This window comes from Novosphingobium sp. B1 (assembly GCF_900176395.1).
Taxonomy (GTDB): Bacteria; Pseudomonadota; Alphaproteobacteria; order Sphingomonadales; family Sphingomonadaceae; genus Novosphingobium.
Window position 1 is genome coordinate 244,920 of the sequence record NZ_FWXL01000003.1, and the last position, 26,850, is coordinate 271,769.

The window sequence follows — 26,850 nt, forward strand, 5'->3', positions numbered from 1 at the left end:
GGACCAGCGATGGCAACTGCAAAGGACATCCTCGCCCGCATCAAGGACGAGGAAATCGAATGGGTCGACCTGCGCTTCACTGACCCGAAGGGCAAGTGGCAGCACCTGACCATGGTCTCGACCGTTCTCGGCGAAGACGAGCTGGAAGACGGCCTGATGTTCGACGGCTCGTCGATCGAAGGCTGGAAGGCCATCAACGAGTCGGACATGATCCTCAAGCCCGACCTCGACTCGGTCTACATCGATCCGTTCTCGGCCTCGCCGATGCTGATCATCTGCTGCGACATCGTCGAACCTTCGACCGGCGAACTCTACGCCCGCGACCCGCGTTCGACCGCCAAGCGCGCAGAAGCCTTCGTCAAGTCGGCCGGTTTCGGCGACACGGTCTATGTCGGTCCGGAAGCCGAGTTCTTCCTGTTCGACGACGTCAAGTTCTATGACGGCTACGACGGCAACGGCTTCAAGATCGACGACATCGAGCTGCCGACCAACTCGGCCAAGGACTACGAAGGCGGCAACCTTGGTCACCGTCCGCGCGCCAAGGGCGGCTACTTCCCGGTCGCTCCGGTCGACAGCTGCGTCGACATCCGTGGCGAAATGGTCCGCACCATGATCGAGATGGGCCTGCCCTGCGACAAGCACCACCACGAAGTGGCCTCGGCCCAGCACGAGCTCGGCCTGACCTTCGGCACCCTGGTGCAGACGGCTGACCGCATGCAGGTCTACAAGTACGTCGTGCAGCAGGTCGCCCAGGCCTATGGCAAGACCGCCACGTTCATGCCGAAGCCGATCAAGACCGACAACGGTTCGGGCATGCACACCCACATCTCGATCTGGGATGGTGGCAAGCCGCTGTTCGCCGGCAACGGCTATGCTGGCCTGTCGGAAATGTGCCTGTACTTCATCGGCGGCGTGATCAAGCACGCCAAGGCGCTGAACGCCTTCACCAACCCGACCACCAACAGCTACAAGCGCCTGGTGCCGGGCTATGAAGCTCCCGTGCTGCTCGCCTACTCGGCCCGCAACCGTTCGGCCTCGTGCCGCATCCCCTATGGCGCTGGCGCCAAGGCGAAGCGCGTCGAGTTCCGCTTCCCCGACGCGATGGCAAACCCCTACCTGTGCTATGCCGCGCTGCTGATGGCCGGCCTCGACGGGATCAAGAACAAGATCCACCCGGGCGAAGCCATGGACAAGAACCTGTACGACCTGCCGCCGGCAGAACTCGCCCAGGTTCCGACCGTCTGCGGTTCGCTGCGTGAAGCGCTCGAAAGCCTCGAAGCCGACTACGACTTCCTGCTCCAGGGTGGTGTGTTCACCAAGGACCAGATCGATGCCTACATCGAACTGAAGTGGCCGGAAGTGATGCGCTGGGAAACCACGCCGTCGGCTGTCGAATTCGACATGTACTACTCGCTCTGATCCACGCGATCAGCGAGAAGCCCAAAAGGGGCGTCCGGGAAACCGGGCGCCCTTTTGGTTTGCCAGGAGGAATCCGACACACCGCCTGCAGCGGGTAACGCACGAGATCGTGATTTTATCCACAGCACCGACTGACTTTGCGACGAAGCGAGATGAACGGTGATTGCCGCAGGATGAACGGAGGGGCGCAGGACTACTCGAATCCTCCGAAAACCTTAGTGGTGCTGCCCATGATAAAGAATGCGGTCGCAGCCCTTCTCGCCACTTTCGCCTTCGCCGCCTTGCCCACGGCAGCGCACGCCCGGCTGCAGTGCGTAACCTACGCCCGCCAGATTTCAGACGTCCAGATCAGCGGCAACGCGCGTGACTGGTGGAGCAATGCCGCCGGAACCTACGACCGCGGCCAGCAGCCCAAGGCAGGCGCCGTTCTGGCTTTCAGCGGCACTCGTGCAATGCCCTACGGCCACGTCGCCGTCGTTCGCAAGGTGGTCGATGATCGCCACATCCTGATCGATCACGCCAACTGGTCAGGTCCGGGAATGGTCGAAAAGGGCGTCATGGCGGTCGACGTTTCAGCCGCTGGCGACTGGAGCGAAGTGCGCGTGTGGTTCGCGCCGACCAAGTCGGTCGGCCTGCGCGCCAGCCCGGCACACGGCTTCATCTACCCGCATTCGACGACCGTCGCTTCGGCCGCTTCGGAAACCAAGCAGGGCTGATTACCCGGCACGGTTCGCCTCATGTCAGGCGGACTTGCGCTCTGCCTCGGCAGGATCATCCAGCAACGCCCGCGCCTCGGCGCCAGGCATCGCTTTCCAGAACAGGTGACCCTGGATCATCTGGCAGCCCGCCGCCTGAACCAGCGCACGCTGCATCGGTGTTTCGACACCTTCGGCTACGACCTTCATCCGCAGCGTATGCCCCAGCGACACGATGGCCCTCAGGATCGAGTGGGCATCTAGATCCCCTTCGATATTCTGCACGAACGAACGGTCGATCTTGATGCGATCAAACTGGAACGAGCGCAGATAGCTGAGCGAGGAATAGCCGATCCCGAAGTCGTCTAGCGCGATACGGAAGCCGCGATACTGCAGGCCCTTGAGCACTTCGACGACGTGTTCGCTGCGATCGAGCATCACCCCTTCGGTGACTTCAAGGATGAACCGGCGCGGATCGGCATTCGTCTCGCGCAGCAGGCCGTCGATCGATGGCAGGAAATCGCGCGCCATGATCTGCAGAGGCGAAAGGTTTACCGAGATGTCGCATTCGGGCCACTCTTGGCATTCCTCGAACGCCCGGCGCAGAACCCAATTGCCCAGCGGCATCATCATGCCAGCCTGCTCTGCCACGGGAACGAACAGGCCCGGCCGGATCATCCCGCGTTCGGGGTGCGGCCAGCGCAGCAGCGCCTCGAAGCCCTCCACTGCCCCCGATGCGGCATTCACGATCGGCTGATATGCCAGCGCCAGTTCGTCGCGCGCGATCGCACGGCGCAGCTCCATCTCCATCTCGCGTCGCAGCTTGACCGAGGCATCCATGTCGCGCGTAAAGCGGCGATAGCGTGCCCTGCCACGCTGCTTGGCGCGATAGAGGGCGATATCGGCACGGCGCAGCAGTTCGCCCGGGTCTTCGCTCTGCTCTGGCCCCCAACTGATCCCGCAGGACAGCGTGATGTCGAGATTGTTGCCGGAGATCACGAAAGGTTCGCGCGCAACCGCCATGATCTGCCGGCCAAGCATGTCGGCCGCCGAGGCACCACCTGACGACCGCCGCATCAGCACGAACTCGTCACCGCCGAAGCGCGAGAGGAAATCTCCCGGGGGCAACGAGCGCCGCAGTCGCAGCGCCATCTGCCTGACGAGTTCGTCGCCGACGTGATGGCCCAGGGTATCGTTGACCACCTTGAAACGGTCGATGTCGACATAGGCAACGAAGACATCGCCCTGACCGCGCGTCCGCGTGCAATCCGCCAGTTGCTGGCGCAGGCGCTGCATGAAGTGCGCACGGTTCGGCAGGCCCGACATCGCGTCGTGCAGGGCATTGTGCTGCGCCTGCGCTTCGCTGGCGACGAGTTCGCTGGTCGTCCGGCGCATCCTGCGCACAATGATCGCACCACCAGCGACGACGCCGACGAAGAACAGGATATAGATCGCCAGCAAGGGTGCCGTCTGTCGCAGGATGGCAGGCCCCGGCGTCTTGGACTTCCAGGTTATCCAGCCGACGGAGCCTCCGTTCAAATCATGCACCGCCAGACCATTGCGATCACGTGCGGTGTCATTTGGCTGCATCTGGAAGCGCACATCGCCGAACATCAGCGAAGATTCCAGATCGGATAGCACCCGCGTATCGATGAACCGCACCAGAATGACGTAATCCGGTGGACCGGCGAGCATCGAAGGCGATACGTCCGGCACGACCGCTGCGGCAGCCATGATTGCCGGCCGTCCTTCGACAACGGACACCGATGATGCCCCTAACGACAGTGGGACGCCCTTGGCATCGACCGGCCATGAAATCGAACCCAGCCGCTTGCGTTGCAGGGTGACGGCATCGCCACTCTCTTCATGGAGCGATTTGCGGATAAGCTGCGAGACAGTGGGTGCCAGAGCATCGAACCGGCAGTCCTTCGAGACATGAGCCTCGCGCCAGCAGCGCACCATTTCGCCATCGAAGCGGACATGGAAGATGCGGTCGATGCGGTGTGAACCCCAGAAATACCCAGCCAGGAAATTGCGCGCCCAGGCTTCGGCATCGGGCGCATTGAGCTTCACCACCGCTTCGTCCCAGGTCAACTGGAGCTTGTTTGCGCTGACGAGCTGGTTCTGATTGCGCTCGATGAAGCGTTCGACCAGGCGCCGCTCCTCCTGGCGCGCAAGGTTGTCCGCCATGCTTGTGGAATTGAGAAAGGCGGCGATCAGCGCAGTCGTGAGGGCGACCAGCGCTAGAAATGTGGCTGCGACTATCCAGCCAGCACTGGACGCGCCAGCGATGTGCCGTGCCCGGCGCGTCTGCAAGGGGGATTTCGTCGCCATGAATGGCACGGCGTATCAAGAGGTTGCAAAGAATTGGTTAGCGCAGGTTACGGGTGCCGGTCCGTCTGCCCAGGGCCTGATCGAAGATGCGGAACCGGAGCAGCTTTGCGGCATTGAAATTACAAGCAAAGACAAGGGGAATCGCAATGTTGCTGACTATCGCACTGATCCTTCTCGTACTGTGGGCTCTGGGCGTTTTTGCGTTCAAGGTCACTGCGGGCGTAATCCACATCGTCCTGATCATTGCGCTGCTGATCGGGCTGGTGCATCTCTTCCGCGGCCGCAGGGTCTGACCGCTTCAGCTTGCGCGATGTGATCTGACAGGCATCGCCGGTTGCGGACCGGCGGTGCGCTCCCTAGCTTGCCTCCAGAGGACAGCGCGCCATCACAGGCGTCGCGCTGGACCCGAATTCTGGAGGCGATGCCATGCGCGAAAGATTGCAACACTACATCGACGGCAAGTGGGTGGACAGCGAGGGCGGCAAGCGCCACGAAGTCATCAATCCGGCAACGGAAGAGCCGGTAAGCGTCATCACGCTCGGCACGCAGGCCGATGTCGACAAGGCCGTGGCCGCAGCGCAGCGAGCGTTCAAGAGCTTCAGCAAGACCACGCGCGAGGAACGCCTTGCGCTGATGGATCGCATCGTCGCCGAATACAAGAAGCGCGCACCTGATCTGGCGGTTGCCATGGCTGAAGAGATGGGCGCCCCCGTGAGCTTTGCAGGCACCGCGCAAGTCGGTGCCGGCATTGGCGGGTTCCTTGGCACGATGGCTGCACTCAAGAACTTCAGCTTCATGGAAGACAACGGCGCCTACAAGGTTGCCTATGAGCCGATCGGCGTTGTCGGGATGATCACGCCGTGGAACTGGCCGCTGAACCAGATCGCCCTCAAGGTCGCTCCGGCGCTTGCTGCCGGCAACACCATGATCCTCAAGCCATCCGAGGAATGCCCGACCAACGCGGCGATCTTTGCCGAGATCCTCGATGCAGCAGGCGTGCCACCTGGCGTGTTCAACCTCGTCCAGGGCGATGGTCCCGGCGTCGGCACCGCGATCAGCTCTCACCCCGGCATCGACATGGTCAGCTTCACCGGCTCGACCCGCGCCGGAATTCTGGTGGCAAAGGCCGCAGCCGACACGGTCAAGCGCGTGCATCAGGAACTTGGCGGCAAGTCGCCCAACCTCGTCCTGCCCGATGCCGATTTTGCCAAGCACCTGCCCTCGACCGCTTCGGGTCCGCTCGTCAACTCCGGTCAGTCCTGCATCTCGCCGACCCGTATCCTCGTCCCGCGCGAACGCGAGGCGGAGGCAGCCACTTTCGTTTCGGCGATGTATTCGGCGACGCCAGTGGGCGATCCGCTGCAGGAAGGCCAGCATCTCGGCCCGGTGGTGAACAAGGCACAGTTCGACAAGATCCGCGGGCTTATTCAGTCGGCCATCGACGAAGGCGCAAAGCTCGAGACCGGCGGGCCCGACCTGCCGGCCAACGTCAACCGTGGCTACTACATCAAGCCTACCGTGTTCTCCGGGGTCACCCCCGACATGCGCATCGCGCAGGAGGAGATCTTCGGACCGGTCGCGACGATCATGGCATACGACAGCCTCGATCAGGCCATCGAGATTGCCAATGACACGGCCTATGGCCTGTCGGCCTGCATCACCGGCGATCCCGAGAAGGCTGCCGAAGTGGCTCCGGCCCTGCGCGCCGGCATGGTCGCCATCAACAACTGGGGCCCGACACCGGGCGCGCCGTTCGGCGGCTACAAGCAATCCGGCAACGGCCGTGAAGGCGGCCTCTATGGCCTGAAGGACTTCATGGAAATGAAGGCGATCAGCGGCCTGCCTGCCTGATCACATAGCCGCTCCTGCATATTGAAAAGGCCGCCCACCCGGGCGGCCTTTTTTGCATGCGCTGCGACGAATGGCGCAGACGCAATCAGTAATCCTTGCTGACCTTTAGGTTGAGGCTTTCATCGCCAATCGTGGAAATCGTTCCAAGCAGCGCCAGCCAGCGGGTTATGCGGAATTCCACCGATGTCGCATTGTAGCCCGCACCATCCGTGACGAGTTCGACGAAGACGCGGCGGCCGAAGTACTTGCCCACCGCGATGCTGGTGCCCGAGCCGACCGTAGGATCGGCGCCGACGATGCGCAGGCGATCCAGACCGATCGCCGTGCGCAGCTTGTTGATCGGATCGAGCCCGCCGCCGCCGCGCAGGCTTGCCAGTGCCGACGCCAGCTGCACCGCTTCTGGCGCCGAAATCTGGGTGATCGAACTGCCAAACAGGATGCGGCTCAGCAGTTCTTCCTCCGGCAGAGCCGGGGTCGAGGAGAAGGCAATGATCGGCCTGGTGCCAGTACCGGTGATCGATATCTTGGCGTTGATGTTGTTGGCATCGCCCTCGGCCACGATATCGAGCAGCGGATCGACCGGCACTTCGCCCGCGAAGCGGATGCGTCCACGCGTCAACTCGAAGCGCTTGCCGGCAAACTCGTAGCCACCGCGCACGAGTTCGGCGGTGCCGAAGATCTGCGGTGCTGCGGTCGTCCCGCGCAGGCGGATATCCGCGCCCCACTCGCTGTCTAGGCCCAGGCCGCGCACGTCGATGCGGTTGGCACCGGCAGCGTCGATCAGGAAGCGCCAGGGCGCTGCCGCGACGCGGGCTGGCGCGGCATCGGCAGGTGCATTGATCTCGCGCGTGGGGATGTTGGGCAGTTCAAGCGCAGCGCTCGCCTTGCCCAGCGCCCAGCGTGCCCGCTCGATCCGCACGCGTCCGGCAATCGTCCCGCCCACGCCGTTGCTGACGATGCGCAAGGGTCCGGTCACCGTTGCCGCCATGTCATCGCGATTGATGAGCTGGGCATTCTGCGAGGACAGTTTCAGGTCGATCGTCGGGCCGTGCTGCGACAGTTCGGCAAGGCCGATGCTGCCGCTGCCGCTGACGCGCCCGCCATCCGGGGTGACGCCGCTGAACCGCGCCAGTTGCAGCGTGGAATCCGTGAACGTCCCGGCCATCTCGACCTGCCGCACATCGGTGCCGGTCAGCGTGCTCTGCACACGCAGGCCCTTGGATGCCATCGCGCCGCGCAGGACTGGGGCACTGATCGATCCGGTAATGTCTGCCCGTACACCGATGGGCCCGGTCAGATCGAAGATTTCGACGCCTGACAGGCGCCACAGCGCTTCGGCCGGGCCCGAATAGCGCAACTGCCCGGCAAGCTGCCCCGCCTCGAGCCGCTCCATGAACGCGCCGCCACGCGGCAGTCCGCCGATGCGTGCCTGCAGGCGCCCGCGCACGTCGCCGCCTTCGCGGATCACCGTGCGCATCTGTACCGCATCGGGATCGAGCTGTGCCACGAGAGCAACGTCGACCGGTCTGGACGTGAGCACGAGGCCCGAACGCGACAGTCCCTTGACCATCAACGCCGCGTTGCCCGAAGGCGCGCCCTGCCCGTCGTTGCTGTATTCGACCACGCCCGAGGCAATTCCGCCGAGCCCGAGATCGGCCACGACGATGTCGATGACCGAAAGCGGCATGCGCGAAAGCATCAGCTTGATCTGCGTCGGCCCGCCCAGCACATGGCCTTCGGCGATCAGTATGCCGCGTCCGAAACCGATCTGCGTCGGTGACAGACGCCAGCCCTCGCCCTCGCGGGTCAGGATCGCGCGCCGTGGCATGCTCACCTGGCGCCCGGCATATTCACCCGACACGTAGGTGACGATCTGATCGGGCGAAAACGCCGCCGTGCCCTGCAGCGCAAAGCGCGTGCCCCGTCGGCCCGAAACCGACGCCGTGACCGAGCCGCTGCCATCCTGCAGGTAGGCCGATGCCGCAAGCTTGCCGATGAAGACCTTGCCCATGCCAATGCCTTCGGCCAGCACGTTGCCTTCGATCGTCGAATGCCCATCCTTGATCAGGCCGCTGGCATCGATGCGCGCATTGCCGATCGACAAGGGGCTGGCCCCGCCGAACCTGGCATTGCGTGCCGTTATATCGGCGTCAAAGCCCTGCCCGCCTTCCCGCGGCGCAAGAGACACTGTGCCATTGAGGCCGCCGCCCGCCAGTGCAATCTGGCCAGCAACGCCATCCTTGCCCAGCGTGACGCCGCCGGTGATGTCGGTCTGCCAGACCCGGAACTGCCGGATATCGACCCGCGTGTCCTGCCCGGGCGGCATAGTCAGGCCGATCAGGCCATTGAACGGCCCAAGGCGTGACTCTCCCTTGGTCTCGATGCGGAAGCCATCGCCTTCGGGCGAAAGGGCTACGCGCACGTCCTTCAACCCGGCAGCAGGCAGCGGGCTGGCAAAGACCAGCACGGCGTTCGGCCCTTCCCCGGTCATCTGCGCCTCGACCGTGAACGGCCCATATTCAGTGTGGCGCCCGCGCCCGGTCAGCGAGGCATTGCCCCCCGGCATCAGGCGACCATCAAGCGTCATCTGCAGCTTGGCTGAATTGATCGAGCCCTTGCGGATGGTCAGCGGAATGCGCTCACCCAGGGCGATGCCACCTGCGAAGCGCAAGCCGCCGCCCGTCAGGGTCTGCAAGGTCCCGTTGTCGATCCGGGTCATGCGGCCGGCAGCATTGGCCTGAAGCGTCCAAGGCACGCCATTGCCGATCTTGAACAGGATCTTGGCGGTGCCATCGATGGCGCCGAGATCGGGCAAGACAAAGCCGCGTGCAACGACGGGGCCGGCCAGGGCATAGCCACCGCGCGCGATGTCACCGCGCAGCGAAAGCCGGGCGCCCAAGCCCTTGAGCGCCAGCGTCAGATCATCCGACGAAAGCTGATTGCCGGCAAACCGCAGGTTGCCGCTTATACGCGCGCCAGGGAAGCGCGGATCGATCAGGGCATTGCCACTCACGACCCGCCGCGCCGTGACATTCAGTGGCAGCATGAAGGTCTTGCCGTCCCAGGTCGCGGTGCCGGCGCTGCGCAACCCCTGTGCATCGAGAGTGCCAGCCTTGAGCCGCTCCACGCGCACTTCGTGTTCGATCGCAAGGTCCGAGAAAGCGCCATTCAGCGTGGCATCGACGGCAACACCGGCCAGTTGCGGTGTGGCAACGAGCCGTTCGGGACGCAGCACCCGCAGCTTGACCTGCAAGGCATCGGCTTCGTTCTGCGCGAAATCGAGCTTGCCGTTCGTGCCAAGCTTGAAGGCATCGCCCGCCAGCCGCAGCCGACCGTCCAGCGCATTGTTCAGGAAGGTGCCATCATAAAGCACCGAAAGCGCCTCGCCCACGGCCTGCGCCGGCAAACCCGTCACCAGCTTGCCCGGCCAGGCCTGCCCGGCCAGCCGGTAGTTGCCCGACTGGTTGCCAAGCTGGAACGCAGCCAGCCGCCTGCCCCCCATCGTCGCATAGGCCAGACCGTCCCAGCGCGACCAGCCGCCGCGCCCGAATACATCGGCGCGAATATCGCCGTCGGCACCCGCCATCTTTGCGAGCATGCCATCCCTCGGAGCGTCGTAGGCCAGCCGCAGGTCGAACTTGTCACGATCAGGCTCGCTGTCGAGGCGGAACAGCACGCGGTCACCCGCGATCTTGCCGGCAACGTCAACGATGGCATGGCCACCGCGAATGTCGGCCTTGGCAAGCACGTCGACGCGGCGCTTCTGGCCCGCCATGGCCTCTGACACCGTCAGATTGTCGATCACCAGCCTGTCGACGCGTATGTCGAAGTCGGGCAGGATCGGCGCGTTTTCGTCTTCACTCGGGCGCAGACGCGGCGCGCGGCGCAGCACGCCCCGGTGCAGCGCCAGCAGCCTGACGTCGAGCCCGGTCTTGAGCCACGCCAGCGGCCGCCAGTCCAGCTCGGCTTCCGGCACGGTGAGGAACACGCCTTCGGGATCGCTGACCCGGATGTCGCGCAGCTTGGCCGCGCCGTAGATCGACCCATCGATCCGGCCGATCTCGATCCGCAGGCCCGAACCCGGCGTAATGGCGGCAATGCGATCTGCAACAAGCCGGTGGCCGAGCGAGGAATCGAGCACGAACAGAGCTGCCAGCAGCAGGCCGACCGCGGCGACGACGAGAATGGCAAGGCGCTTGGCGGCGCCGCGAACGAGGCGCCCCCCGCGCGAACGCTGTGGCGTCGTCGGCTCGGGCGATGGCGTAGCGTCGGGCAGAACTTCGTCCCCGGCCATCAGAATGCCTGCCCCAGCGATACATAGACCCCGATCCGGCTGTCACCCTTCGAGGGGTTCAGCGGCGTGCCAAGGTCAACGCGGATCGGCCCGAAGTTGGTCTGGTAGCGCAGGCCGATACCGACACCGATCTTGAGATCGTCGAACTTGGGCGTCGTCGAGGTATCGACAGCGCCAGCATCGACGAACGGGACGACGCTCACCGCTCCGCCGAGCAGGCCGGTCTTGACGCGGGCCTCTAGCGAGAACTCTGTCAACGCGCGGCCGCCGCTCGGCTCGCCCAGCGTGTCGCGCGGGCCGATCTGCTGGAAGCCATAGCCGCGCACCGATCCGCCGCCCCCGGCATAGAGCCGGCGTGAAGGCGCGATGTTCTGGATTTCGGTGCCGACGATGGTGCCCAGACGTACGCGCCCAGCCATCACCACGCTGTCGGTGACAGGCTGGTAGTAGCTCGCATCAAGTTGGGCCTTGGTATAAGTCGATCTCGCCCCGTCCTGGACAGAGAGTTCCGGCGACAGGCGCAGGCCGACGCGGAAACCGGTGGTCGGGTCGAGCAGGCTGTTGCTGCCATCGTAGGCAAGGCGCAGCGGGATCGCCCCGATGAAGTAGGTCTTGCGCGGCAGGTTGGCGCGGATAGCAGCAGCATCGCGCTCGCTTGTCGCCACGGCTTCAAGCCCCGCCGAATAGACCCACGGCTTCTGGAACAGGAGCGTGGTCTGTCGCTCGAGCGAGGTGATGAAGGAAGCCGTGCGGGCCTGGAACGCATTGCTCTGCTGGTTGCGCGCGTAGAGATCGGCGTTGAGAATGAGATCACGCGTGATGAAGTTGTTGCGGCGGAATGTCACGCCAGCAAGCTGTTCGGTCGTTCCCGCCACGCCGCGCACGCGCAGCATGCCCTCGGGCGGGAAGAAGTTGCGATGCTCCCAGCTTGCCTCGACGCGGAAACCTTCGCCGCTCGAATAGCCGATAAGGCCGGCAATCGTCCGCAGCGGCGCCTGCGTGATCGCCACGTCGATGTCGACCGTTCCCGGCGCCTGGCCCGCAGGCGGTGCGGCTTCGCGCGCCTCGACCGTGACCGACGAGACAAGCCCCGTCGCAAGGATTGCCTGGCGCAGGTCGTCAACTTCCGAGCGCTTGTATCGGTCGCCCGGATCGAACCGCGCAATGCGCTGCAGATGGCGGGCGGACAGCAGCTTTTCGCGCGAGGAGGTGATCTGCCCAAAGTTGTAGACCCCGCCCGGTGTCACCGGCACGGTCAGATCACCCTCGCGCCGTTGGTGATCGATCAGCAGATCGGGTTCGCCGACCTTGGCAAAGGCATAGCCGGTTTCACCCAACGCGTTCTGCAGGTTCACCCGCTCGGTCACGATCTTGTCGGAATTGATCGCATCGCCGGCATTGAGCTTGAACGCGCCGCGCAGCGCCGGTTCGTCGGCACCGGTGGCCGCAAGATTGCCGAAATCGAACTTGCCGAACTTGTACTGCGGCCCCGGCTGCACATCGAAGCGCACCACCACCTTCTCTACATCGATCGGCCCGCGCGCTTCGCCATCGGCGCGATCTTCCAGTCCGCCAAGCGATTGGTAAACCTGCGCATCGTAGTAGCCATACGTGCGCATGACTTCGATCAGGAGATCGCGGTCCGTTCGGGCGCGCCGCACGATCTGTGCGAGGTTGTCCTCGTCATCGTCGAGCGTCTTGAGCGCCGACAGGCCGGCAAAGCGGCTGACAATCTCCTCCTTGTCGGCCGTCTTGCCCTCGGTGCTGCGCGGGAATGCCACTTCCACCTGCTTGCCAACGCGCTCCACATCGGCATCTGCCAGACGGAGATTGGCAGGCGTGTCTGCTTCTTCCTGGCCCGGCAGCGCCTTGACCGCTGCGTCGGTGCTCTGCTCGGCGATCTCGATGTCAGGATCGGGCGACAGGGGCTGGATGTCGGGAATCTCGCTCCCGTCGGGCCAGGCAATGGTCATGCCCGGAATGTCCGGCATGTCGCTGTCGCGCTCGATCTCGTCCAGCACGTTTGCCGGCGGTGCGCCAGTGCGAGCAGCATCGGTGTCGGTTGCCCAGGCATCGGCATTGCCGATCGCCGAATCGGGAATCAGGTCTTCAAGCTCCTGATCGGCCTGCATCGACTGGGCTGCCGCCTGCGCCGGGAGCGCAACCACCAGAACCGCTGCAATGATTCGGGAAAGCGGGCGACCTGCAACACCATGCCGCAGGCGCGGCCCGTCAACTATGGACGTAACGCTCCTGCGCGCCGTGGACGCCGTCCTTGAGACTGCCCTTGATATCGCGCTCATCGCGGTCTTCGCGCTTGGCATTGTGCAGGGAAACGGCACGTTCGATGGCATTGGCCTGTTCTTCAGGTTCGAAACGTTCCCAACCATCGCGGCCCAGTTTCTCCATTGGCCGGAATCGCACCTTGTATTGCATGCGCGCCGAACCTTCGACCCAGTAGCCGAGATAGACGTAGGGCAACCCGACGCGCCCTGCGCGTTGGATATGGTCGAGGATGATGAAGGTGCCAAGCCCTGACCGCGTCTCGTGTTGTGGATCGTAGAAACTGTAGATCATCGAGAGACCATCGCCCTGCTCGTCGGTCAGACAGGCCCCTACCAGTCTTCCCGGCGAGCCGTCCGTGGTCGGCTCCCTGTATTCGATGACGTAACTCTTGACGGGAGTATGCTCGACCATGTCCGCGAAATCGATCTCGTCCATGGACGCCATCCCCCCGCCAGGGTGACGCACGGCAAGGTAACGCTGCAACAGCTCGAACTGTTCCGGCGTTGACCAAGGTTTGCAGATATTTACGACCAGATCGCGGTTCCGGTTCCAGATTCGTTTCTGCGTGCCCGAGGCCTTGAAGGCATCTGCCACCACGCGCACCGATACGCAGGCGGTGCAGTCTATGCAGCTCGGGCGGTATGCAACGGTCTGGCTGCGACGGAAGCCGATGCGGCCAAGGGCATCGTTCAGTTCGTCGGCATTGGGGCCCTTCAGCTCGGTGAAGACCTTCCGTTCGCTCCGTCCCGGAAGATACGGGCACGGCGAAGGGCTGGTCACGAAAAAGCGCGGGAAGCGGACGGGCGCGGTCACGACGAGGCTGATGCTCCTGACGCCGGACTATCCAGCGTGCCAACAACAAACATGCAACAGAGCAAGCATTCCTAAAAGACCCTTAACCACGATATTGCGCACAATCGCCCGCGCAATCGGGGCCATAACGGCGCTTATCCGGTTGGTTCTGTGCCCAGTCCGGATACAGGACACCCGCCCGTTCAAAAGTTAACGCCGATCAGCGCCCGCAGCAGGTCACCCCAGCTCGACCTGCTCGAGATCGTAGCCCTTGGCGCGCAGGCCGGCGACAAGCTTCTCGATCTGTTCGCGATCGCGTGCCTCGCACTCGATCTCGGCGGTCAGGCCCTTGGCCGGCAGCGAGGTGAAAATGCGCTGGTGCCAGACTTCCAGGATGTTGACCTGATGGCGGTTGAACTCCTCCACCACCTTGAACAGCGCGCCCGGACGATCCTGCAGCGTGATGCGCAGACGGCCCAGCCGCCCCGACCGCGCCAGATCGCGCAGCAGCACGTTGGCGAGCAGGCGCGTATCGATATTGCCGCCACACAGCACCACGCCCACCTTGCGTCCGGCGAAGCGCTTCTTGTGGGTCATCACCGCGGCAAGGCCGGCGGCGCCCGCGCCCTCGACCACCGTCTTCTCGATCTGCAGAAGCAGCGCCACCGCACTTTCGAGCGCCGCTTCACCCACCAGCACCACGTCGTCGACGATCTCGGCCAGCACCTTGCTGGTGAACGCGCCCGGCTCCTTCACCGCGATGCCTTCAGCCAGCGTGTCACCGCCACAAGGCAGTTCGAGATGCTTGAGCTTGGCATACATCGATGGAAACAGTTGCGCCTGTACGCCGATCAACCCGATCCCCGGCTTGATCCCGCGAGCCGCCGTGCCCATGCCCGAAAGCAGCCCGCCGCCGCCGATCGGCACCACCAGCGTCTCGATCTCGGGGGCATCCTCGAGCATCTCGAGCGCCACGGTGCCCTGCCCTGCGGCCACGCGCGGATCGTCGAAGGGATGGACGAACGTAAGGCCCAGTTCGCCTTCCAGCTTGCGCGCATGAGCATAGGCGTCGTCGAAGGTCTCGCCTTCCAGCACCACCTTGCCGCCCACCGCCTCGGTCTGCATGACCTTCACCGTCGGCGTGGTGCGCGGCATCACGATCGTCACCGGCACACCCAGCCGCGTGCCGTGATAGCTAAGACCTTGCGCGTGGTTGCCTGCCGAAGCCGCGATCACGCCGCGTGCGCGCTGTTCATCATCGAGCTGCAAGAGCGCATTGAGCGCACCGCGCTCCTTGTAGGCGGCAGTGAACTGCTGGTTTTCGAACTTCAGCCAGATGTCAGCGCCGGTGATCGCGCTCAGCGTCTTGCTGTACATGGTCGGCGTACGCACGACCTGGCCGGAAATTCGCTCCGCCGCCGCGCGTACATCGGCGAGGGTCAGCAGGGACGAGGCCTGCGCTGCGGGCTTGAGCGCTGTATTTTCCATGGCCGCGCCCTAACGGAAAGCGCCGCCGATGGGAACCTCAAGCTTCGCCCGACGCCCGCGCAAAATGCCGAAAAACCGTCACAGGCACGAGCGCGATGAAAATGGCGAAGCTGTCAGCCACCCAATCGCGCCAATCCGAATCGCGATGCAGGGCCGGGATGGCCTGGACGACCTCGATCCCCGCCCCAAACATCGAAAGGTAGAGCGCCGCCTTGCCAAGCCGTGTTTGCGGCCATCCTACGCCAGCCAGCACCGTCAGGGTAAAGAACGCCAGCATGTGCTGGATCTTGTCGCCAAGTTCGGGGCCGGGAAGCTGTGGCGGCTTGGGCAGGACGGCCATGACCAGCGCAAAGATCAGCGCCGGCCAGAACAATGCCCGCGAAAGCCGCGACAGGTTTTTAGCAATGCGCGTCATCGCGGTCGCTATGCGGCACCCGCGCTATGGTGCGCAAGGGCTGGCGCAAGGCCCGAAACCGGATATGAAAGCGGGCATGAGCGCACAGTCACCGGCCGAACCGCCCCCCTCACCCGCGAACGTATCCTTTCTTGGCCTTGGGGTCATGGGAGGCGCAATGGCTCGTCACCTCGGCAATGCCGGACATCGCCTGACGATCTACAACCGCACCCCGGCCCGGGCCGAAGCCTGGCAGCAAGCCAACCCCGGCCTTGCCGCGCACGTCGCCGCCAGCCCTGCCGAAGCGGCCGATGGCGCCGACGTTGTCATCACCTGCGTGGGCAATGACGATGATCTCGCCGATGTCGTGCTCAGCCCCAATGGCGTTTTTTCCACGCTCAAGCGGGGCGCGCTCTATATCGACCACACCACGGTTTCGGCGCGCATCGCTCGCCAGATCGCGGTCGAAGGACGCGACAAGGAACTGCTCTGCGTCGATGCTCCGGTGACCGGCGGCCAATCGGGCGCCGAGGCGGGAACGCTTGCGATCATGTGCGGCGGCAGTGCCCGCGCTGTCGACGCTGCCCGCCCCATCCTGTCTGCCTATGCCAAGCGCGTCGTCCATGTCGGCAAGTCCGGCGCGGGGCAGACCGCCAAGATGGCCAATCAGATGTGCATTGCCGGCACGTTGGCCGGTCTGTCCGAAGCCATCCGCTTCGCCCAGATCGCCCATCTCGATCTCGACAAGGTGTTCGAGGCGATCTCGGGCGGCGCGGCGCAATCCTGGCAGATGGACAACCGCTTCCACACGATGGCCAAGGACGAATTCGACTTCGGCTTTGCCGTGGACTGGATGCGCAAGGACCTGGGCCTTGCCATGGATGAGGCGCGCAACCTTGGCGCCAGCGTGCCGGTGACGGCGCTTGTCGACCAGTTCTATGTCGACGTGCAGGCGATGGGCTACGGCCGCGAAGATACGAGCGCGCTGATCCGCCGCCTCCCCCATCGGGCGAAAAAGGCATGAGGCCGGTCCGCGCAGCGCTGGCAGCGCTTCTCCTGTCGACCGCCCCGGCGGCCATGGCCGATACGCTGATCGACAACGTCCGCGGCACGACGATTGGCGCAAACGGGCAGGTCGAACAGTTTACCGGCCTCCTGTTCGACAGCGCCGGCACCGTCAAGCGCGTCATCCGCGCGGGCGAAAAGCAGCCCAAGGCGCGCAAGGATTATCAATACCATCTCGATGGCAAGGGCCGCGTCATGCTTCCCGGCATGATCGATGCGCACGTCCATGTCATGGAGATGGGCCTTGCTGCACTAAGCCTTGATCTGTCGGACACGACATCGCTGGCAGATGCGCTTAACCGCATCGCCAAATTTGCCGCCGACCACCCGGACCGGCCATGGATCGTCGGCCGTGGCTGGAACCAGGAAACCTGGCAGCTGGGCCGCTTCCCTACCGCTTCCGAACTCGATGCCGTCACCGGCGGTCGGCCTGTGTGGCTGGAACGGGTCGACGGGCACGCTGGCTGGGCCAATACCGCCGCTCTGAAGGCAGCCGGCGTTTCGGCAGCCACGAAGGACCCGGCCGGAGGTCAGATCGATCGTGGAGCCGATGGTGCGCCACGCGGTGTGTTCGTCGATGCGGCGATGGATCTGATCAAGGAAAAGGTGCCCTCGCCTCGTCCCGAGGATCGCGATCTTGCCCTCGCCAGCGCCCAGCAATTGCTGTTCAAGCGCGGCGTGACGGCAGTGGCAGACATGGGCACCTCGATCGAGGACTGGCAGGCATTCCGTCGTGCCGGGGATGCTAACCGGCTCTATGTCCGCATTATGGCCTATGCCATGGGCACGCAGCAGATGACGCTGATTGCCGGCTCGGCGCCCTCGCCGTGGCTTTACCAGGATCGATTGCGGCTCAATGGCGTGAAGCTTTACGTTGACGGAGCGCTCGGCTCGCGGGGCGCGTGGCTGAAGGCTCCCTATGCCGATGCGCCGGGCACGCGCGGACTGCCGCAGCTCAACCAGACCCAGCTTGGCAATCTCATGAGTCGCGCGGCGATGGACAATTTCCAGGTTGCCATTCACGCCATCGGCGATCAGGCCAATGCCACGGTTATCGGCGCCATCACGGACCTTGCGGAAACCTACAAGGGTGACCGGCGCTGGCGCATCGAACATGCCCAGATCGTCGATCCGAAGGACTTCGGGCGGTTTGCGGCAAGCGGCGCGATTGCATCCGTGCAACCTGTTCACCAGACCTCCGACAGGCTCATGGCCGAGGTGCGACTGGGTCCTGATCGGCTTGCAGGTGCCTATGCCTGGAAGTCGCTGCGCAATGCCAACGTCCGCCTCGCATTCGGTTCCGACGCACCGGTCGAGGTCTCGGACCCCTGGGCCGGGCTGGCTGCAGCAATCAGTCGTCAGGGGCCCGATGGTCAACCTGCCGGCGGGTGGCAGCCGCAGGAACGCCTGAGCCCTGCAGAAGCGCTCGCCGCCTTTACCACCGGCGCGGCCTATGCGGGCTTTGCCGAAGGAAAGTTCGGTCGTCTGGCTCCCGGTCTGCGCGCCGATTTCGTGCTGGTCGATACAGATCCGCTCACCGCAAGCCCTGCACAGGTGAGGGCCACCAAGGTCATCGAAACGTGGATTGGCGGGGGCCTCGTCTGGTCCGCCGAAAAAGGGTTGGAAACAACACAAGGGCAAGTGCGTTAGGGGCGCGACGCGGAAGGCTGAGGGGCACTCCCGAAGCTGCGTTGCGGAACCCGCCCTCTCACCCCACGGTTTCGCGAGCCTTGCGAGGTTCTGATACCAGAAGTTTCGAAACGGGGGCTGCGGCCCCCGTTTCATTTACGGCAACAGCGGCGGGGTTTCGCCAGCGGCCAGCGCGGCAGCTTCAGCCTCTTCCTCGGCACGGCGCTTGGCGTCGGCCTTTTCGGTGAAGCGCATGAGCAGCAACGTACCTTCGAACAGGAACAGCAGCGGGATGGCCAGCATCAGCTGCGACACCACGTCGGGCGGAGTCGCAACGGTCGCCACGGCAAAGATCACCACGATCGCATAGCGGCGCGCCTTTACCAGTTGCTCGCGGCTGACGATCCCGGCGCGGTTGAGCAGCATGAGCAGTACCGGCAACAGGAAGCTGATCCCGAACGCCAGAATGAACTGCATGACGAGGCTCAGGTAATCACCAGTACCGGGCAATGCCTCAAGCTGCAGGCCACCCTTGTTGCCCTCGAAGCCGAGGAACCACTTGAACGCGGTCGGCATGACGATGAAGTAGGCAAGGCTCGCGCCTGCCGTGAACAGGATCGGCGTAGCGAACAGGAACGGCAGGAACGCCTTCTTCTCGCGCGCATAGAGCCCGGGCGCAACAAAGGCCCACAATTGGTTGGCGATAACCGGAAAACTGACGAAGAACGCCGCAAACATCGAAACCTTGAGCTCGACGAAGAAGGCCTCGTAGAGCTTGGTGTAGATCAGCTTGCCCTGTCCCGGCGGAAAGGCATGGACGAGCGGACGCGCCAGAAGGGCGAATATGTCGTCAGCAAAATAGAAGCTGATCGCAAAGGCTACCGCCAGCGCGTAGACGCAGCGCAGCAGACGCGTGCGCAGTTCCAGCAGATGGTCGAGCAGCGGGGCCTGCGTCTCGTCGATGTCGGAGATCACGGCAGCGGGGTCTCCGGCTTGGCAACCTTTTCCTCAGGCGGCATCGGACCGATCATGACCGGGTCGGCCGCGTGGGGGGCATCGGCTGGCAGCGGATGCGGGAACGGATCGTTCTGGTCCTCGGCGGCGGCAACAGTCTGACCTTGCGCTGCGGCGGCTTCCTGCGCGGCAGTCTCGCGCATGATCCGCTCGTTCTGTTCCTTCCACTTGCGCTCCATCTCTTCCATCTCCGCCTCGCGGATCATGGTCTCGATTCCAGCCTTGAAGTGGTTGGAGACGCGGCGCATCTTTGCCACCCAGCGCCCCGCGGTACGCAGGGCCATGGGCAGATCCTTCGGGCCGATCACCACGATCGCCACGATGACCAGCACCAGAAGTTCGGACGCGCCGATGTCAAACACGGCCCTGTCGCCTTGCTTTAGAGCCGCTTAGTTCGCGTGATCTGTCGACGTCGGGGTCGGCGCGGCAGCCGATGTCGGCGCTGCGGGCGGCGGCGTCTGCTGGATCTGGGCTGGCGGCGGGGTGACGGGCTTGTGGTCCTCGTCGTTCATGCCCTGCTTGAAGCTTTTGATGCCCTTGCCAAAATCGCCCATCATCTCGGAAATGCGGCCGCGCCCGAACAGGACCAAAACGACCAGCGCCAGCACGATCAGGTGCGGAAGGGAAAGACCACCCATAAAACCAACTCCTTTGCGTGCCCTAGATAAGGGTCGCGTGCGCCACTTGCCAGTTCTAACGTGAACTCAGTCTGAGTTGTCCTCGCCAGACGGATCAATCGCCTCCGTGTCGCCATCCTCGCCGCCCGTCAAGGTCGCAAACGCCTCCTCGACCGGATCGAGCAGGCCGGCAGCGCGCAATTCCTCGATACCGGGCAGGTCGCGCCGGGAGGAGAGGCCGAAATGCGTGAGAAACTCGGGGGTTGTCGCGTAGATCGTCGGGCGACCGGGCACTTCGCGCCGTCCGGCAATGCGGATCCAGCCTGCTTCCATCAACACGTCGAGCGTACCCTTGGCGGTCTGCACCCCGCGAATCGCCTCGATCTCGGCGCGGCTTACCGGTTCGTGATAAGCGATGATCGCCAGCGCCTCGGTTGCCGCGCGGGACAGGCGCTTGGGCTCTTCCTTCTCGCGCCGAAGCAGGTGGGCAAGATCCGGCGCGGTCTGGAAGTGCCAGCGCCCGCCACGCTCGACAAGGTGAATGCCACGTTCGGCATAGGTGAGGCACAGGTTGGCCAAGGTTGCGCCCACGTCGGCCCCGCCCAGATGCAGGGAAATCTCACCCGCCGACATTGGCTGCTCGGCCGCGAACAGCGTTGCCTCGACCGCGCGTTCGAGATCGTCCGGACGCGCCTTCATGCCGCTTTTCCAACACCGGATGCGGCGCGCAACAAGAGCGGACCGAACGCCTGCTCCTGCGCCAGCTCGGCCCTGCCCTGCTTGGCCAGCTCGAGCGCGGCAAGGAAGCTCGATGCCATTGCGGACTTGCGCAGTTGCGGATCGGCCTCAGCGGGCAGGAACGCCCGAAGATCGGTCCATTCAATAGCGATTCCAAGCATTTGCGATACACGGGCCAGCGCCGCGTCGAGCGTGACCACCGCGCGTTCGCGCACCATGTGGACGACTGGCTGGCTGCGCAGCTTGATCGCGCCATAGGCCTGGATCAACGAAAAGACGTCGCACTTCCACAGTGCCTTGCGATCGACGCGCAGACCTTCGGGCGCGCCCCGCAGGAAAACGTCGCGCCCGGTGCGGTCCCGCCCCATCAGCCGTGCTCCCGCCTCTCGCATCGCGCCAAGCCGCTGCAGCCGCAATTGCAGCTTCAGCGCCAGTTCCTCGGGGCTTGGCTGCACTTCGGGGTCGCGCGGCAGCAGCAGCATCGACTTGAGGTAGGCGAGCCAGGCTGCCATCACCAGATAGTCGGCGGCGACCTCAAGCTTGAGCGCCTCGGCCCGCTCGATGTAGTCAAGGTATTGGCCGACGAGATCTAGGATCGAGATCGTGCGCAGGTCCACCTTCTGCCGGCGCGCCAGTTCGAGGAGGAGGTCGAGCGGCCCTTCCCAGCCATCGAGTTCGAGATAAAGCGCCGCATCGCCAGCCGGCGCCGCACCCACGCCGTCCCACGCCTCGTCGCCTTCGAACAGTACGGGCGAGGCCGCATCGACCATCAGGCCAGTTCCAGCAACCGGTCGCGCGTTGCCAGCAGCGCGGACTGTCCGGCCATGTCAGCCGGGCCATCAAAGGCGGCCGTGCCGGCCAACGCGCGTTCAAGACGTTCTGCCGTCCTGTCGCTCATTGGCGACAGTCCCTGCGCAATGCCGATCATGTCGTCCATCCTGGCCCAGCAGTTGAGCGCGATATCGCACCCCGCCGCCTGTGCCCGCACCGCCCGTTCGGGCACTGTGCCGCCCAGCGCCTGCATGTCGAGATCGTCGGTAAGCAGCAATCCATCAAAGCCGATTGCCTTGCGGATGATCTCGCCGATCACGAAGGGCGACAGCGTGGCAGGATTTTCGGCATCCCATGCGGTGAAGCGCAAGTGGCCGGTCATGCCGATGGCTGCGTCCTTGAGCGTACGGAAAGGCGCAAGATCCTGCTCGAGTTCTTCCGCCGTTGCGGTGACGACCGGAGTTTCCTTGTGGCTGTCGACCATCGAGCGGCCATGGCCGGGCATGTGCTTGATCACGCCCGCCACGCCTGCGCGCGCCAGTCCGTCAAGCGTTGCCCGCCCCAGCGCGGCGACGCGCATCGGATCCGAGCCAAGTGCGCGATCGCCGATCACGTCGTGGGCGCCCGGCTGCCGCACATCGAGCAGCGGCAGGCAATCGACGCTGATCCCCGCCTCAGCCAGATCGAGTCCGAGCGCATGGCCATTGGCCCGCGCCGCCTCGATCGCGCTGGCAGGCGCAACGTCGTAGAGGCGGTCAAAGCGTTCGCCGGGAGGATACGGCGTCCACACCGGCGGCTTCATCCGCGCAACGCGCCCGCCTTCCTGGTCGATGCAGATGAATGTCCGGTCACGCCCGTGCAGCGCGCGCAGCTCGTCGGTCAGCGCGCGGACCTGGGCGCGGCTTTCGACGTTGCGACCGAACAGGATGTAGCCCGCCGGGTCGGCATCGCGGAAGAAAGCGCGCTCGTCATCGCTCAGGGTCAGGCCGGAAAGCCCGAATATCGCAGGAACCATGCCAGCCCGAATCGCGGATGGCCCGGACTTTGGCAAGGGTTCCTGCGGCGAAGGCAGGGGAAAAGCCCGCTATTCCGAAGCTGCTGTCAGCGCTTGACCTGGCACTTCAGGCCGCCAGCCTGAAGCTTGCTGCACAGGGCATTGGCGGAAGCGACATCACCCGCAACCGCCTGAAGACGATAGACGGTGCCGATATCGGCCTTGCCCTCAACAACGCGGTGCGACAGGCCCTTGAGCGCCTCGTGATTGCCGAGCAGCTTCTGCCATCCGGCTTCGGCTGCGGCGTTCGAGGAAAACGCGCCAACCTGCACGCCGACGCCACCGGTCGCCGCCGCCGGCTTGGGCGCAGCGCCTGCCGAAGCCGAAGCGCTGGGCTTGGGAGAGGCAGATGCCGACGTGACCGGGGTGGGAGATGCCGAATTCGCCAGGTTGGCGACAGGCTTCTCGCCCTCGCTGACCTTGAAGCTTGAATCCCCGGTTCCGGCGAAAGTCTTGCCGCCCGGGTCTTTTGGCGCAACCTTGTAGGGTTCGCGGCTGGCTTCGATCAGGCTGCCATCGGCATTTGCCGGACCGCTGCTGCTGCGGTTCGTGGCGTACCAGATGCCACCGATCAGGGCAGCAAGCACGAGCAGGCCGCCTAGCGCCAGCCCGATCAGCCGCCCGCTGCCGCCGCCAACTTCGTCCTCGTCGAGATCGTCGGCACTTTCGAGCCAGGGCAGGCGCTCTTCATCAACGAGGGCAAGACGCTCACCGGATGACTCACCCAGTTCGGACGAGACATCGAACGGGCGCGGTCCGCCGGGCTGAAAGACGCCCTTGTTGTCCCACGCGTTATCGCCGTTTTCGCCGCTCATCTCGATGTCCTGCCCCGCCGTTCGTGACGTCAAAGTTCTTGTGCGGCCTCGACACCAAGCAGCGCGAGACCGTTGCGGATTACCTGCCCGATTTGTTGGGCGAGGAAAAGCCGCGCTGCAGTCAAAGCGGATTCATGTGCCACAATGAACCGCTTCTCGGGGCGATCGTTGCCAAGGTTGTAGTAGGAGTGGAACGCCGAGGCGAGATCGTGGAGGAAGAAGGCAACGCGGTGCGGCTCGCGCGCCACGGCAGCAGCTTCGACCGTGCGCGGAAACTGTGCTGCCAGCTTGACCAGAGCCAGTTCTTCCTCGCCCAGCAGCGACAGGTTTTCTCCTGACGGGGCAAAGCCTTCGTCTGCACCCTTGCGAAGGTTCCTGCAGATACGCGCGTGGGCATACTGCACGTAGAACACGGGGTTGTCCTTGCTGGCTTCGACGACCTTGTCGAAATCGAAGTCCATCTGGGCATCGGGCTTGCGGGTCAGCATGGTGAAGCGCACCACATCCTTGCCGACCATCTCGACGACATCGGCGAGCGTGACGAAGTTGCCCGAGCGCTTCGACATCTTGAACGGCTGACCGCCCTTCATCAGTTGCACCATCTGCACGAGCTTGACCTCGAACGGCTTGGCCGTACCGCCATCGGCGCTGGTCAAGGCAGCGACGGCGGCCTTGATGCGCTTGACCGTGCCGGCGTGATCGGCACCCCAGATGTCGACGAGCGCATCGGCCGCCTGCGCCTTCTGGAAGTGATAGGCGAGGTCCGCGCCGAAATAGGTCCACGCGCCGTTCGACTTCTTGATCGGACGGTCCTGATCGTCACCGAACTTCGTCGAGCGGAACAGCGGGAGTTCGACCGGCTCCCAGTCCTCGAGCGTCTTGCCCTTGGGCGCCTCGAGGATGCCATCGTACACCAGATCGTGGGCGCGCAGCCACGCCTCGGCGGCATCGACCTTGCCCGAAGCCTGAAGTTCTGCTTCGGATGAGAACAGGTCATGATGGATGCCCAGCGTGGCAAGATCGGCGCGGATCATGTCCATCATCGCGGCAACAGCGCGCGTGCGGAACAGGATCAGCCAGTCAGCTTCGGGGGCGCCAACGTACTTGTCGCCGAATTCCTCGGCCAGCGCCTTGCCGACGGGGACGAGGTAATCGCCGGGATAGAGGCCTTCGGGGATCTCGATGCTCTCGCCCAGCGCCTCGCGGTAGCGCATGTGGACCGAGCGGGCGAGGACATCGACCTGCGCCCCGGCATCGTTGACATAGTATTCCTTGGTGACCTTGTGCCCGCTGAACACGAGCAGGTCCGCCAGCGCATCGCCGACCACGGCGCCGCGACAGTGCCCCATGTGCATCGGCCCGGTCGGATTGGCCGATACGTATTCCACGTTGACGACCTTGCCGCCGCCCATGGTGGAGCGGCCATAGTCCGCGCCCGCCGAGGCGATCAGTGCAAGTTCGCCGCGCCAGGCGTCGTCGGTCAGCCGCAGGTTGATGAAGCCGGGTCCTGCGATCTCGGCGGAGACGACGCGCGGCTCCTTCTCAAGCTCGGCAACAAGGGCCGTTGCCAGGGCGCGCGGATTGGTGCCGGCAGGCTTGGCCAGGACCATGGCGGCGTTCGTGGCAAGATCGCCATGGCTCGGCTCGCGCGGCGGTTCGCACGTCACCGCGCCCCGGTTCAGCCCTGCTGGCAGTGTGCCTGCGGCTTCGAGCGCGGTTAGCGCGGTGTCGATTACCGAGGCGAAGTCGGCGTGGAGGTTGATCCGGGCATCAGTCATGCGCGGGCGGTTAGCCCAATCGCACGGCTAACGGAAGGGTGCTACTTGCGGACGTTGAACTGCAACTGGTCTTCGGTAAGCTGGAAGCCGACGAGCAATTCGAAATTAGCCTTGGCCAGCGCGGCCTTCACTTCAGGCTGCGACAGCGGATCGATGGCGGCGTCCTCATCCCCGGCGCGGCGCTTGCGCGAGATGCGCTTGACGATGTCCTCGGGCAGCGAGGCTTCGGCCTTCTCGACATAGGCGCCGGCCTGGGCCTTGCCGGTTGCGCGGTTCTGGCCATCGGCAAAATCGATCACGACCTTGCCGACACGCTTGGCGACGACAATATTCCCGCCGCGAATGACCGTGGAGAAATAGGGCAGTTCCACGCGGCGCGCGCCGCTGGCGTTGGTACGGCGGGCCAGCACGTCGAAGCTCGCCACCGAATAGAGCTTGTCCCCGTCACTGCACTGCGCGCGCAGGTTGGTGATCGTCGCCTCGACGTCGATCGCGGCCGAATCGGTGCGACCGGGGGCTGTGAACAGCGTGACATCGCCGGTGTAATCAGGAATGCCGACGCGCGGGCAAGGATCGCGCAGCGCGGTGACGCCGACCGCATCGTCAACCACCAGTTCGCCCTTCTTGCCGCCGCACCCGCCAAGCGCCAGCGCGGCCAAGAGCGGTGCGCCCAGAATTGCGAGACGGCGGGCACTTGCGTTCATGGGCACTCTATCCTCGAAACTGGCAATATCGGACCGACACAGGATCGGTATTTCGGCCACCTCTACCCACCCCGGCCGCTTTCGGCAATGGCGGTAGGGCGCGCTTGCTGCTAAGGGCCGCAGGATGAACGCCAGCTTGCCAGATATCGCTGCCGAAACGGCCCCGTCCAAGTCCCCCTTGCGCCTCCTCATCGCCGCGCCACGCGGCTTCTGCGCGGGGGTCGACCGGGCTATCGAGATCGTCGAACGCGCGATCGAACGCTATGGCGCACCGGTCTATGTGCGGCACGAGATCGTGCACAACCGCTTCGTCGTTGATGGCCTCAAGGCCAAGGGCGCCATCTTCGTCGAAGAACTCGATCAGGTGCCCGATGGCGCGCCGGTGGTCTTCTCGGCCCATGGCGTGCCCAAGGTGGTGCCGCAGGATGCAACCGCGCGCGGGCTGGACTGGCTCGATGCCACTTGCCCGCTGGTGTCAAAGGTCCACCGCCAGGCCGAGCGTCAGGTCGAGGCCGGCAGGCACATCCTGTTCGTCGGGCACAAGGGCCATCCCGAAGTGATCGGCACGATGGGCCAGGTTCCGGAAGGCGCGATTTCCCTGGTCGAGACAGTAGAGGACGTAGCCAGGCTTTCCTTCGCAGAAGGGACGCCTCTGGCATTCCTGACGCAGACGACGCTTTCGGTCGATGATACCGCCGAGATCGTCGCAGCCCTGCGCGCGAGGTTCCCGCAGATCGTCGGGCCCAAGGCCGAGGACATCTGCTATGCGACCTCCAACCGGCAGGAAGCGGTCAAGGCAATCGCCGGCGAGTGCGACCTGCTGCTGGTGATCGGCGCGCCCAACAGTTCCAACTCGCTGCGGCTGGTGGAAGTGGCCGAGCGCATGGGCACGCGCTCGCGCCTGATCCAGCGGGCGAACGAGATCGACCCTGCATGGCTCGAAGGCGTGAACACGCTGGGGCTGACGGCAGGCGCATCGGCGCCGGAAGTGCTGGTGCGCGAGGTGGTTGCCAAGGTCGGCGAATTGCGGTCGATCTCGGAGGAAACGGTGACCACCACCGAGGAAAAGATGGTGTTCAAGCTGCCGCGCCAGCTGCTCGACTGAGGCGCAC

General features: G+C 64.6%; 22 protein-coding genes. 7 read left to right on the forward strand and 15 right to left on the reverse strand.

Annotation, left to right across the window (positions count from 1 at the left end):
• The first annotated feature begins 9 nt into the window (after positions 1-9).
• Together glnA and B9A23_RS07035 are read left to right on the forward strand one after the other, a co-directional pair.
• Positions 10-1,419: a type I glutamate--ammonia ligase gene (gene glnA, locus B9A23_RS07030; RefSeq protein WP_084278148.1), complete on the forward strand. Its 1,410-nt coding sequence runs from the start codon at positions 10-12 to the stop codon at positions 1,417-1,419.
• A gap of 230 nt (positions 1,420-1,649) precedes the next feature.
• Positions 1,650-2,135, forward strand: coding sequence for a CHAP domain-containing protein (locus B9A23_RS07035; RefSeq protein WP_084278339.1), 486 nt, complete (start codon positions 1,650-1,652; stop codon positions 2,133-2,135).
• Between the two features lie 24 nt (positions 2,136-2,159).
• Here B9A23_RS07035 and B9A23_RS07040 read toward each other — a convergent pair whose 3' ends face one another.
• Positions 2,160-4,448 carry a putative bifunctional diguanylate cyclase/phosphodiesterase gene (locus tag B9A23_RS07040; RefSeq protein WP_084278149.1) on the reverse strand — a complete coding sequence of 763 codons (2,289 nt, stop codon included), beginning with the start codon at positions 4,446-4,448 and terminating at the stop codon, positions 2,160-2,162.
• 146 nt (positions 4,449-4,594) lie between these two features.
• On the opposite strand from B9A23_RS07040, the gene B9A23_RS22190 reads away from it, so the two are divergent.
• The gene (locus B9A23_RS22190) at positions 4,595-4,741 is read left to right on the forward strand and encodes a lmo0937 family membrane protein (RefSeq protein ID WP_139797372.1); all 147 of its coding nucleotides are present in this window, start codon (positions 4,595-4,597) and stop codon (positions 4,739-4,741) included.
• Between the two features lie 133 nt (positions 4,742-4,874).
• A complete protein-coding gene (locus B9A23_RS07045; protein WP_084278150.1) occupies positions 4,875-6,299 on the forward strand; it encodes an aldehyde dehydrogenase family protein in 1,425 nt (474 codons plus the stop codon).
• Positions 6,300-6,384: 85 nt separating this feature from the next.
• Here B9A23_RS07045 and B9A23_RS07050 read toward each other — a convergent pair whose 3' ends face one another.
• From B9A23_RS07050 to B9A23_RS07070, 5 genes are all read right to left on the reverse strand, one after another.
• Entirely contained in the window at positions 6,385-10,593 is a 4,209-nt protein-coding gene (locus tag B9A23_RS07050) for a translocation/assembly module TamB domain-containing protein (RefSeq protein WP_084278151.1), read from the reverse strand.
• Entirely contained in the window at positions 10,593-12,761 is a 2,169-nt protein-coding gene (locus B9A23_RS07055; RefSeq protein ID WP_254895035.1) for an autotransporter assembly complex protein TamA, read from the reverse strand. The genes B9A23_RS07050 and B9A23_RS07055 overlap by 1 nt, the downstream gene beginning before the upstream one ends.
• Before the next feature lie 64 nt (positions 12,762-12,825).
• Positions 12,826-13,692: an arginyltransferase gene (locus B9A23_RS07060; protein WP_084278152.1), complete on the reverse strand. Its 867-nt coding sequence runs from the start codon at positions 13,690-13,692 to the stop codon at positions 12,826-12,828.
• Between the two features lie 216 nt (positions 13,693-13,908).
• A complete protein-coding gene (locus B9A23_RS07065) occupies positions 13,909-15,159 on the reverse strand; it encodes a threonine ammonia-lyase (protein WP_084278153.1) in 1,251 nt (416 codons plus the stop codon).
• Between the two features lie 37 nt (positions 15,160-15,196).
• Complete coding sequence (locus B9A23_RS07070; RefSeq protein ID WP_084278154.1) at positions 15,197-15,574, reverse strand: VanZ family protein; 378 nt, start codon at positions 15,572-15,574, stop codon at positions 15,197-15,199.
• A 76-nt stretch (positions 15,575-15,650) separates the two neighbouring features.
• Here B9A23_RS07070 and B9A23_RS07075 point away from each other — a divergent pair, with 76 nt between their 5' ends.
• Both B9A23_RS07075 and B9A23_RS07080 read left to right on the forward strand, forming a co-directional pair.
• Complete coding sequence (locus B9A23_RS07075) at positions 15,651-16,577, forward strand: NAD(P)-dependent oxidoreductase (protein WP_176217910.1); 927 nt, start codon at positions 15,651-15,653, stop codon at positions 16,575-16,577.
• Entirely contained in the window at positions 16,574-18,268 is a 1,695-nt protein-coding gene (locus B9A23_RS07080) for an amidohydrolase (RefSeq protein WP_084278155.1), read from the forward strand. Before B9A23_RS07075 ends, B9A23_RS07080 begins: the two co-directional genes overlap by 4 nt.
• 135 nt (positions 18,269-18,403) lie before the next feature.
• Here B9A23_RS07080 and tatC read toward each other — a convergent pair whose 3' ends face one another.
• From tatC to B9A23_RS07125, 9 genes are all read right to left on the reverse strand, one after another.
• Complete coding sequence (gene tatC / locus B9A23_RS07085) at positions 18,404-19,222, reverse strand: twin-arginine translocase subunit TatC (protein ID WP_084278156.1); 819 nt, start codon at positions 19,220-19,222, stop codon at positions 18,404-18,406.
• Positions 19,219-19,623: a Sec-independent protein translocase protein TatB gene (gene tatB, locus B9A23_RS07090; protein WP_084278157.1), complete on the reverse strand. Its 405-nt coding sequence runs from the start codon at positions 19,621-19,623 to the stop codon at positions 19,219-19,221. The genes tatC and tatB overlap by 4 nt, the downstream gene beginning before the upstream one ends.
• Before the next feature lie 27 nt (positions 19,624-19,650).
• Entirely contained in the window at positions 19,651-19,899 is a 249-nt protein-coding gene (locus B9A23_RS07095; RefSeq protein WP_084278158.1) for a twin-arginine translocase TatA/TatE family subunit, read from the reverse strand.
• A 66-nt stretch (positions 19,900-19,965) separates the two neighbouring features.
• Positions 19,966-20,577 (reverse strand): SMC-Scp complex subunit ScpB, encoded by a 612-nt coding sequence (scpB, locus tag B9A23_RS07100; protein WP_084278159.1) that lies wholly within the window; start codon positions 20,575-20,577, stop codon positions 19,966-19,968.
• Positions 20,574-21,386, reverse strand: coding sequence for a segregation and condensation protein A (locus tag B9A23_RS07105; protein WP_084278160.1), 813 nt, complete (start codon positions 21,384-21,386; stop codon positions 20,574-20,576). The genes scpB and B9A23_RS07105 overlap by 4 nt, the downstream gene beginning before the upstream one ends.
• Positions 21,386-22,402: a beta-N-acetylhexosaminidase gene (gene nagZ, locus B9A23_RS07110; RefSeq protein ID WP_084278161.1), complete on the reverse strand. Its 1,017-nt coding sequence runs from the start codon at positions 22,400-22,402 to the stop codon at positions 21,386-21,388. The genes B9A23_RS07105 and nagZ overlap by 1 nt, the downstream gene beginning before the upstream one ends.
• A gap of 86 nt (positions 22,403-22,488) precedes the next feature.
• The gene (locus tag B9A23_RS07115) at positions 22,489-23,256 is read right to left on the reverse strand and encodes an SPOR domain-containing protein (RefSeq protein WP_084278162.1); all 768 of its coding nucleotides are present in this window, start codon (positions 23,254-23,256) and stop codon (positions 22,489-22,491) included.
• A gap of 29 nt (positions 23,257-23,285) precedes the next feature.
• A complete protein-coding gene (gene argS, locus B9A23_RS07120; protein WP_084278163.1) occupies positions 23,286-25,034 on the reverse strand; it encodes an arginine--tRNA ligase in 1,749 nt (582 codons plus the stop codon).
• Positions 25,035-25,075: 41 nt separating this feature from the next.
• The gene (locus B9A23_RS07125) at positions 25,076-25,738 is read right to left on the reverse strand and encodes a hypothetical protein (protein ID WP_084278164.1); all 663 of its coding nucleotides are present in this window, start codon (positions 25,736-25,738) and stop codon (positions 25,076-25,078) included.
• 124 nt (positions 25,739-25,862) lie between these two features.
• Here B9A23_RS07125 and ispH point away from each other — a divergent pair, with 124 nt between their 5' ends.
• Entirely contained in the window at positions 25,863-26,843 is a 981-nt protein-coding gene (gene ispH, locus B9A23_RS07130) for a 4-hydroxy-3-methylbut-2-enyl diphosphate reductase (RefSeq protein WP_084278165.1), read from the forward strand.
• Positions 26,844-26,850: the final 7 nt, after the last annotated feature.